A 5,392-nucleotide genomic window follows, 5' to 3' on the forward strand; every position below is an offset into this window, starting at 1 on the left:
GGTGTCTGCCGTTTATATAGCTGACACCTTAACTTAATTACCTGATGGTATTAGTTTTGTTTAACTTAATACCATTGATCAAACATCTCTTCTTTTTTTATCTTCTCCTCATCGATATAGTATCTATCCTTATCATTTTTGTCTCTTTTTATAAATCTCTTCGGATCGTTGGGATTCTTTTTCAGATCCTCAACCTTGTTGCTGCTTATCAGTCTTCTTGCACGCTCTATCTGTCTGTTTCGTACATATCTCTGATACTCCATGGCTTTTCTTGAGAATGTTACGATCACATACTGCTTCAGCTTTCCTTTGGACTTCTTCTGTTTTGTATTTCCGCAGGATGTTTCATATTCTTCGGTAAATCCAAGATCTATGGCCTTATCGGCAGGAATGACTTTATATACTACATCATCATAAAGCAATCTGTTTGATTCATCCATTCTGTCAAATTCACGCATCTCTTTCAGAGTCTTCGGCATATTATTTGATAATAATCTATAGCCGTCATCATTGAACACGGCTTTCTGAAGTGGGTTTGACAACTTCTTTATGGACTGGGTGACGATGAAGGCTCTGCTTCCAAAGGAGTTGAATCTTCTAATGTCCATCGATCCAAGACCGGCATCGGCACAGTATATAAGCCTTTTGTCTCTAAAGGATCTTATCATCTTTTTCTCAGTGGATGTGGCGCATAGCTGCTCGTTCTGATTTCCGGGATTGATGCACATGGAAAGAGGGATTCCCTGAGCATCGATGAACAATCCCATCTGCACGATAGGACTGGGCTGATGCTGCTTTGATATTCCATATTTTCTTAAAGCAGAAGATACCTCTCCGGTGACCTCATCCACATAATCATCATCGGCTGTTTCTATCTCGAAATAGTAGTTGGTACAGTCAAAGTAGCACACAGAGGTATCTCTTCTGATGATACTGTTGCTTGCCTCATAGAGGTGGGTGATATAGTCATCAAAATGTCCTGCGAGAAGGCTCATGAATCTGAGCGATGATTCATAAAGATAATGTGGCTGTTCATAGTATGTATGAAGGTGATCATAAATGCCCAGCTTTGATCGTGTATCGAGAATTCTTGATATCGTGAGAAATCTGTTTATAAGATTCGCGTCATATTCTGCTTTTGTATTCTCCATGATTTCATCAAGAAACTTCTTTATTTTCAGGTCATTATAGATGGACTGGATAAAGAAATAGCCGATATTGAGATTACTTGAATGTGCAACATGATCATCTGAAGAGGCAAGCTTCTTAGAAAAGTCAATATTTACATCAAGTGATACTTTTCCGGCTTTATATTCCTCATTGTATTTTGCGACCTCCTGTTTTGCATATTCGAGAGGATCATCAGTGATTCTGAGCAGATCATTATGCCTGCCGATTTTCTTTATATTTCTAGTCGTGGTCTTTTTGCCGTTCCTTATTCCCTGCTGGATGAAATATGTAGGGTTTTTAGAACGTCTGTCATAGTAAAGTTTCATAGAAATCAGCTCCTATGACAATTATGTCATATTATACAACACCATACAACTATTCAAAGCAGAAAATTTGACAAAAAAATAACGTTGTAATCAACGTTTTTTAAAATCAGAGGCTCTGCAACTGTCAAAGTCCCGTCATTACGCAAAAAAATATTTGAACACCTATAAATGTACTTTATGAGTGCCTTGCTCAATACATGATTTGAGTAAAAGTTGTATGATATAGTTAAAGAGGAGGTAGACTATGGAACATACACCTGTTACTCAAGAATACTTAATCGATTTATATAGGAGCTTGATTATTAAACGAGACGATTTAAAGAATAATGCTGAACAGAATGAGAAGAAATATTATAAGATGTTTAGAGATCTGTATAAAGAATACTATGGCCTCATGATTGAATGCATTTTCTTAAAGAAAAGAATTGCCTATTGTCAAAGATGCAATAATCTTCAAATTAAGATATATAAAGAAGAAATAAATAGTTACATAGATGTTGTGAAAGAAGATTATATGCATCAGTTAGAGAATTTAAAGAATCATAAAAAGAGAATAAAGAAATCTCTTAGTGCTGATGGAATGAAACAAGCCAAGAAGATATTCAAGAGAATTGTCAAAAGAATAGATAAAGAACATCCGTTGTGGGAGCATTCTATTGAGTCATATAGATATAATGATTTAAAAGAATTGATGAATATAGAGGCGTTGGTGGATTATGAGACACATTCTACAAGACACAATATAGATATTATCTACCTCATGATCAGAATAAATAGTATAAAAGAAGAAATTGATTTTTATAACAACCAACCATCTTATTCACCTCAAGAAAAAGAAGAGAGTCTGAAAAAGGAAATATTGAAATATAGATCTTATAGAAATGATTTAAATAAAAAATATCATAGTTTTACAAAAATCATGCATGCATGTTAGGAGGAACACTTATGAGCAAGATGAGAGATATGGTTTTAGAAGCAGTAGAAATGAATGGCGTAGAGAATGTGATTATGCCTTTAATGAATGAAATATTCTTATCTTTTACTGATATTGCAGGAACACGTTATGTAGATAATCAAGATGTATTTAAAGGACTAGAGAAGAATGTACCTCTTCTATTAGAAAGAGAAGCAGATAATAAATATGATAGTAATGCGATTAAAGTGATGACTACAGATAGGGAAAAGCTTGGGTATATTCCTAAAAAGGATAATTGTGTTTTTTCTAGATTAATGGATGCAGGTAAAATACTTCATGCAAGAGTGTATTCATGTTATGAGGATGATTATTATAATTGGTCTGTGTCTATTAAGATCTGTATGATGGATTTCTAGTTATTCACAAAACAAAAAATAAGATAAGTGATACATAGTCATTACATGATGATATCATGAATAAAACGATTGATTCCTTCTCTATGAGAGAAGTCATATTGTTTATGTAATGTCTGGAAATAAATTCTTATATTTTCTTCTATAATTGGTTCATGAGAAGGAATAGTTCCTTCATACCCTTTTCTAGCTGATATCCAAGGATCCTTTGTATGAGTGATTGTTTCTAATACTTTAGCGCTATAGAGACCATATGTATGACTGACCAAATCAATCACATAACATTCTTCTTCACTTAATGTATTCTCTAATTCTTCAAAGAGTACAAATCGATCATCATCAATAGGATTAAAACTGAACTGCTTGAATAAATGATAAACATCAGGATAGACAGGTCCATGAACCCAAGCTTGTGAACGTTCTATAAACATAGGATGATCATATAAGGCATAAGAGGTTCCCTGAATTAAATAAAGAAGTTTTTGCAACATCAATGGTGTAACTTCATTTAATCCTTTAAACAAATAAGCAATGACCTGTCTCATCTTATCTGATAATACAAATAATTTTTGTAGATTACTCACTGCTTCTTGTGATTTCTTATAAGAAGCTGGAGTAATCTTATTTTTATTTTCCTCTAATTTCTTATAGAAATAATCAGGAGAAAGTAAAGCTTTTTTCATGATATTGGAATACTCAAGAGAAGGCACCTGCCCATCTAGATATCTTTTAATAGTCACTTCACCAAAACCAAGAACTAATGCGAGAGGTCCTTTCCCAATATCATATATCTTTAATAATTTGTTGATATTTTCAATAGTAATTAGATTTTCCTTTTCTCTATACTGTGAATCTATTTCTTTAATATTTAAATCTAGTAAACCAGGTAGAGATATTTCTTCACCACATTCATTACATACTGCAACAGTAATCAAGAAAGTATATTCCTTATCTTTAATAACTTTTCTGATTTCCTGTTTCTTCAATGTGTAAGTTGTTTCTTTTCTGCAGTTTGTACAATAAGTGTGCTTCATGTTCTTATCTCCTTTATGATATGATTTTTATTATTTCGTATCATTATTATACTATGAGTATAATAGAAAATCATCAAAAAGATGCTAAGAGTAACTAACGACTGTTATCTTAGATAGAGTAAGATGATAACATTAAGAACCTAGTGGCTTATTATTCTGAAGCAAATTTATCATGTGTTCTTTCTCTAATGATTTCAATTCCCTTATCATAGTCATGAGTACCAGTGAGCCATTCAATCTCATTATCTGCAATCTTTAAAATATCGCATTGTTCAATACCATACCAGATCTGTTTAGCTGCAAGATCTTCACTTTCCCATAAAGATGGTCTTAAGTTAGGGTAAAAAGAAATAATCTTATTCTTCTTTTTGTCATAATCAATCATCGCATAAGTAGCAGATCTTACTGGCTCATCCGTCATAGACAAAGAACCAAAGTGAAAGATACGGCAATTATCAATTAATTCATAATTCACTTCTTCTTTCTTAAGCATCATATCTGCGCCTGACTTTCTATAGAAAGAGAAGCTGCAATCACCTGTTTCATCATTATCTACAAAAGCAAGTGTTGTCTTTACATTTGGATCAAGAATAAGTCCAAATGCATCAATCTTCTGTTCTGTAATTGTATTGTTTAATAGTTTACCAAACTCATCTTCCCCTACTTTTCCAATAAATGCGGTTTTATAACCTAGTTTTCCAAGCATAGCAAGTACATTACAAGGTGCACCTCCTGGATTGGCTTCATAGATACGGTTATACTGTTCACTTAAACCATTTCTGGTGAAGTCTATTAAGAGTTCACCTGTTGCTGTTACATCGTACATAGAATACCTCCATTGTTTATTCATTTATATATACTGCAATCCATATGCCAAGTTTGAGGTATAAATAAAAAAACTCACAGTTTATGTACTGTGAGATGAAATAAAATAAAAAAAGTGACGCAACGCAGGCGTCGCATCACATAAAACAAAATGTTTTTGTCCACCAAAGTCATTATACGTTTATTTCATACAAATAGTCAACTACATTTTTTAGCGAGTATTTTTGAACAAAAGAGTAGTACTCTACTATTTCGCAGCATTCCTAAAATAAAAACAGATTCCCTGTTTTTATCTTGGAGAATCGTAAGCGCTAAATTATATAGTGTACGTAAAAAGGACGATTAAATCATTTTTTCGATTTAATCGTCCTTTATTCCAAACTCTTCTTTAATTTGATCACTCCAAGGCATGAACCAGTCAATCTTCTCTGGATGCTGAATGATATCAATCTGAGGCATTATCTCCAGTATGTATTCTATGTAATCAAAAGGACTAAGTCTATTAGCTTTAGCTGTCTCAATCAGGCTGAATATTGATGCACTTGCATCTGCTCCTTTGGTAGACGTACTAAACAGCCAATTCTTTCGACTCACGGTGAATGGTCTTATATTACGTTCATCTAGTGAATTAGTCATTGGAACTAGACCATCATCCAGATATACACGCAGTCCTTTCTCTAAATTCAGGGCATACTGAATTGCTTTGCC

6 protein-coding genes are annotated in these 5,392 nt (G+C 33.3%); 2 read left to right on the plus strand and 4 right to left on the minus strand.

Annotation, left to right across the window (positions count from 1 at the left end; translation table 11 throughout):
* Positions 1-65: 65 nt before the first annotated feature.
* Positions 66-1,496: a transposase gene (locus tag EAI80_RS11770; protein ID WP_129982192.1), complete on the minus strand. Its 1,431-nt coding sequence runs from the start codon at positions 1,494-1,496 to the stop codon at positions 66-68.
* A 244-nt stretch (positions 1,497-1,740) separates the two neighbouring features.
* Here EAI80_RS11770 and EAI80_RS11775 point away from each other — a divergent pair, with 244 nt between their 5' ends.
* Both EAI80_RS11775 and EAI80_RS11780 read left to right on the plus strand, forming a co-directional pair.
* Positions 1,741-2,430: a hypothetical protein gene (locus tag EAI80_RS11775; RefSeq protein ID WP_129982193.1), complete on the plus strand. Its 690-nt coding sequence runs from the start codon at positions 1,741-1,743 to the stop codon at positions 2,428-2,430.
* An 11-nt stretch (positions 2,431-2,441) separates the two neighbouring features.
* The gene (locus EAI80_RS11780) at positions 2,442-2,828 is read left to right on the plus strand and encodes an HIRAN domain-containing protein (protein WP_161220353.1); all 387 of its coding nucleotides are present in this window, start codon (positions 2,442-2,444) and stop codon (positions 2,826-2,828) included.
* 41 nt (positions 2,829-2,869) lie between these two features.
* Here the strand turns inward: EAI80_RS11780 and EAI80_RS11785 are convergent, their stop codons facing one another.
* The 3 genes from EAI80_RS11785 to EAI80_RS11795 form a co-directional block, all read right to left on the minus strand.
* Positions 2,870-3,859 carry a type II toxin-antitoxin system antitoxin SocA domain-containing protein gene (locus tag EAI80_RS11785; RefSeq protein WP_129982195.1) on the minus strand — a complete coding sequence of 330 codons (990 nt, stop codon included), beginning with the start codon at positions 3,857-3,859 and terminating at the stop codon, positions 2,870-2,872.
* 151 nt (positions 3,860-4,010) lie between these two features.
* The gene (locus EAI80_RS11790; RefSeq protein ID WP_238634593.1) at positions 4,011-4,685 is read right to left on the minus strand and encodes a carbohydrate kinase; all 675 of its coding nucleotides are present in this window, start codon (positions 4,683-4,685) and stop codon (positions 4,011-4,013) included.
* A gap of 359 nt (positions 4,686-5,044) precedes the next feature.
* A partial coding sequence (locus EAI80_RS11795) for a transposase (protein ID WP_129982196.1) occupies positions 5,045-5,392 on the minus strand: 348 nt, incomplete at its 5' end.

Source organism: Catenibacterium sp. co_0103 (genome assembly GCF_004168205.1).
Lineage (GTDB): Bacteria > Bacillota_I > Bacilli_A > Erysipelotrichales > Coprobacillaceae > Catenibacterium > Catenibacterium mitsuoka_A.